This is a genomic window from Nocardia sp. NPDC058497, assembly GCF_042720195.1.
Classification (GTDB): Bacteria; Actinomycetota; Actinomycetes; order Mycobacteriales; family Mycobacteriaceae; genus Nocardia.
The window spans coordinates 20,411-24,531 of sequence record NZ_JBHXMY010000024.1; the positions used below are offsets into that span (position 1 = coordinate 20,411).

General features: G+C 67.0%; 5 protein-coding genes. All 5 read left to right on the top strand.

Translation table 11 applies throughout. From position 1 onward, the window contains the following. The first annotated feature begins 454 nt into the window (after window positions 1-454). Window positions 455-1,069 (top strand): cob(I)yrinic acid a,c-diamide adenosyltransferase, encoded by a 615-nt coding sequence (cobO, locus tag ACFWPJ_RS03380; protein ID WP_378846531.1) that lies wholly within the window; start codon window positions 455-457, stop codon window positions 1,067-1,069. Between the two features lie 40 nt (window positions 1,070-1,109). Beyond that, a complete protein-coding gene (locus tag ACFWPJ_RS03385; protein ID WP_378846533.1) occupies window positions 1,110-2,474 on the top strand; it encodes a cobyrinate a,c-diamide synthase in 1,365 nt (454 codons plus the stop codon). A 41-nt stretch (window positions 2,475-2,515) separates the two neighbouring features. Next, window positions 2,516-2,869, top strand: coding sequence for a cobalamin biosynthesis protein (locus ACFWPJ_RS03390; RefSeq protein ID WP_378846536.1), 354 nt, complete (start codon window positions 2,516-2,518; stop codon window positions 2,867-2,869). A gap of 90 nt (window positions 2,870-2,959) precedes the next feature. Beyond that, window positions 2,960-3,091: a hypothetical protein gene (locus ACFWPJ_RS03395; RefSeq protein WP_378846538.1), complete on the top strand. Its 132-nt coding sequence runs from the start codon at window positions 2,960-2,962 to the stop codon at window positions 3,089-3,091. 630 nt (window positions 3,092-3,721) lie between these two features. Then, window positions 3,722-4,121 (top strand): hypothetical protein (locus ACFWPJ_RS03400; protein ID WP_378846540.1); only part of this gene is annotated, 400 nt, incomplete at its 3' end.

Genomic DNA, 4,121 nt, shown 5'->3' on the forward strand with positions numbered 1-4,121 from the left:
GCGTAATGCGATGCCGGGCCGCGCGGGTGCCCGGTGACGTCTGCGGCGATGTCCGGTTCTGAGGTCCGCGCGTCGCGGCGTCGGGCGGAGCGGGGTTCTGAGCCCTGTGTGTCGCGGCGTTCGGCGGTGCCACGTTCTGAGAGTTGCGGATTGCGGCGTACGGCTATGGCAGGGGCTGAGCACTACTCGGCGCGATGTCCGGCGACTTCAGTGATTGAGCGCCCACCGGCGCGGAGTGCGGCGATGCTGGGTGTCTGAGCTCGCTGAGCGTTGGCGTGTGGTGTGCACGATGCCGGGTCTGTGCCCCGCGTGATCGTTGGTGGTGCGACAGCTGGCGGACGTTGTCACCCGCCCTGATAGAAATGGTCTGCGATCGGCAGTCCAGCCCGCACGAGGTGCGGCGTGGTCTCGGTCGCGAACACGCGCGTCAGTGCGCCGACGAGAAGGAGTCTTCGTGCCCAAGGGTGTTCCGGAGGTCGTGCCGGAGGACGGTCTGACGACGCGGCAGCGGCGTAATCAGCCGGTGCTGGCGGTGCACACGGGGCCGGGCAAGGGGAAGTCCACTGCCGCGTTCGGGATGGCGTTGCGGGCCTGGAACCAGGGGTTCGACGTGGCCGTGTTCCAGTTCGTGAAGAGCGCCAAGTGGAAGGTCGGCGAGGAAGCCGCGTTCCGCACGCTCGGCACCGTGCACGAGCAGACCGGCGCCGGTGGCGCGGTCGAGTGGCACAAGATGGGCGAGGGCTGGTCGTGGACCCGCAAGCACGGCACCGAGGAGGATCACGCCGCCGCAGCGCTGTCGGGCTGGCAGGAGATCGCCCGCCGTCTCGCCGCCGAACAGCACCGCTTCTACGTTCTCGACGAGTTCACCTACCCGCTCAAGTGGGGCTGGGTCGACGTCGACGAGGTCGTCGAGACGCTGGTCAACCGACCGGGGAACCAGCACGTCGTGATCACCGGCCGTGACGCGCCACAGGCGCTCATCGACGCGGCCGACCTCGTCACCGAGATGACGAAGATCAAGCACCCGATGGACGCGGGCCGCAAGGGCCAGCGCGGTATCGAATGGTGACTGGTCGTCGCGGAGGCGTAGTCATGGGCGGGGGACTGTGATGAGCGCGCCGGCAGTCGTGATCGCGGCCCCGGCGTCCGGCAGCGGCAAGACGACCTTGGCCACCGGGTTGATCGGTGCGCTGCGCCGGGCGGGGCATCGGGTGGCGCCGTTCAAGGTGGGGCCCGACTATATCGACCCCGGTTATCACGGGCTCGCGGCCGGGCGGCCCGGGCGGAATCTGGATCCCGTTCTGGTGGGCGAGGATCGGGTGGTGCCGCTGTACCGGCACGGTGCGCACGGCTGCGATATTGCTGTCGTCGAAGGTGTGATGGGGCTTTTCGACGGGCGGATCGACGAGAACCGGACCGAGGCGGTGGCCGAGGGATCGACCGCGCAGGTCGCGAGTCTGCTCGGGGCGCCCGTGGTGCTGGTGGTCGACGCGCGTGGGCACTCGCAGAGTCTGGCCGCCTTGCTGCACGGGTTCGCCACCTTCGACTCCTCGGTCCGGCTGGGTGGGGTGATCCTCAACCGCGTCGGGAGTGAACGCCACGAGCAGGTCCTGCGCGCGGCGTGCGACCGTGTCGGCATCCCTGTCCTCGGTGCGCTGCCCCGTATGGCCGAATTGGAAGTCCCCTCACGGCATCTGGGTCTCATCCCGGCCGTCGAACACGGCGCCGCCGCCACCGCTGCGGTCGATGCGATGACCGAACTCGTTGCGGCACATGTCGATCTGCGGGCGATCGTCGACCTGGCCGATGGATCGGTCCAGGGACCGGCCTGGGACCCTGCGGTGGAACTGGCCGCGGTAGCCGACGGGGGTCCGCTGGTCGCGATGGCGGGAGGACCGGCGTTCACCTTCGGATACGCCGAACACCGCGAACTCCTGATCGCCGCCGGTGCCCAGGTGGTCGTCTTCGATCCGTTGACCGATGAACTGCCGGACGGTACAGCGGGATTGGTGCTACCCGGTGGTTTCCCGGAGGAGCACGCGGGCGCACTGTCGGCCAACGAGACGCTGCGGACCGCTGTAGCCGACGGCGCCGCGCACAACCTGCCCATCCACGCCGAATGCGCAGGGCTGCTCTACCTGACCCGCTCCCTCGACGGTCACCCCATGGCAGGGGTCATCGACGCCGACGCCGAATTCGGCCCGCGCCTGACCCTCGGCTACCGCGACGCCGTCGCCCTGCACGACTCCACCCTCTGGCGCGCGGGCACCCGGGTCCGCGGCCACGAATTCCACCGCACCCGCCTCACCCGCACCGGCCCCGAGAACGCCGCCTGGGGCTGGCGCACAACAACGTCGGTCACCGAGGGCGCGGTGGTCCGCCAGGTCCACGCCTCCTACCTGCACACCCACCCCGCGGGAAACCCCGAGGCGATCAACCGATTCGTCGCCGCCGCAAGTCGATTCGGTCACTGATGGCGAACCGCCGTCGGCCGGCTGAATTCGACAGGCCCGCAGTGGTTGTCGGCATCGGCGTCCGGCCGGGAACCGTCGCGGAGAAGATCGTGCACGCGATCGAATCGGTGGTCGGTGACACCACCACCATTTCCTGCCTGGTCACGATCGATCGGCGGGCGACCGAACCAGGCATGTGCGCTGCCGCGGTAATCCTCGGTGTCCCGGTGATCGGCTTCAGCGCAACGCAATTGGCCGAAGTCGACGCACCGTACCGATCGCCCCTGACGTCACAGTCCGTCGGCACACCCAATGTCGCGGAGGCGGCGGCACTGCTGGCGGGAAACGGTGAACTCGTCTGTGGACGCACGGTTGTCGACGGCGTGGTGGTAGCCGTCGCGGCAGCCGCCGGCTAGGCCCAGTTCGAAGTCCGCCGGCGTTGCGGGCATGCGCTGAGCATTCACCGAACGCTCCGGTGGGCCCGATTTCGACCGGTCGGAGCGATAGTGAACGTTGCGCGCAGTGTCGACGGAATCGGCGGCGGTGGCTTGCCTGAGCGGCCCGAATTCACCGGCACCCACCTGTTCCTGTTCGCCGGCTATGCCGAGCAGTCCCGCTTGCGCGCAGTCGCGAATTGATACATGGACAAGCCGGTCGGTGACCTGGCCTTCCAGGTCGTCAAGTACCCAGCAGCGGGCGGCTAGCCGCACCGTGACCTGCTGCGCCTGTCGCACCCGGCGACCGCCGAGGAAGAGGGGTGCCGAATGTTCGACTGGATCTGCTGTCGCACAAAGGAACTGGACGGCACCGCCCGGGTTGTCGGCATCGGTATCCGGCAGGGGAACCGCAGCAGAGCATCGTTGGCGCGGTCGATTCGGTGGTCGGTGGGCGCTGTGATCACATCCCTGGCGACATTTGTTGGGCGGGCATTCGGACCAGTGGTCGTCGCTGCCCCAGCTATGCTCGGTGTTCCTGTTGTCGCGTTCACCGCCGACCAGCTTTCGAGGTTGCTGTGCGGAACCGGTCAAGCCGCACATCGGCTGCTGGCGGAACACCGAGCGTCGCGGAAGCGGCGACGCTGCTCGCGGGAGACGGTGAACTGATCCGTCCGAGAACGACTGTCGTGGGAGTAGTAGTGGCCGTCGTGGCGTCGCGAGAATCTGTAAGCTGAATGCGCGTGTGTTCGAGCTGAACCGACCATCGAAGTTCTGAGTCTCGAAGGGGGAATGACGAATATGTCGGCACGAGGGACTTCGAAAGACAAGGTTATGCCTACTGAAGTCGAGATCGCGTGGTTGGCAGGCCTGCTGGAAGGCGAGGGGTCGTTCGCCATGATCAGGAGCCGTGTCGGCGGCAAGGTCTACCGTTATCCGCACATTATCGTCAACATGACAGATCGCGACGTCATTGCGCGGGTGGCTGGTTTGTTCGGTGGCTCAGTGTATGACGTCCCTCGATACATAGAAGGCCGAAAATTGGCGTATCGAGCACAGATCACCGGTTCAGGGGCAGCGCAGTGGATGAAGGATCTATACCCATGGCTCGGTAAACGCAGACGATCGAGGATCGACGAAGTCTTGGCGGAGTATCGAGCGCAGGAGCCGACTCAGGTCCGACGTCAGCGAGCATGCTCCGAGGATGCTGCCACTCGTCTGAGAATCGACTCCC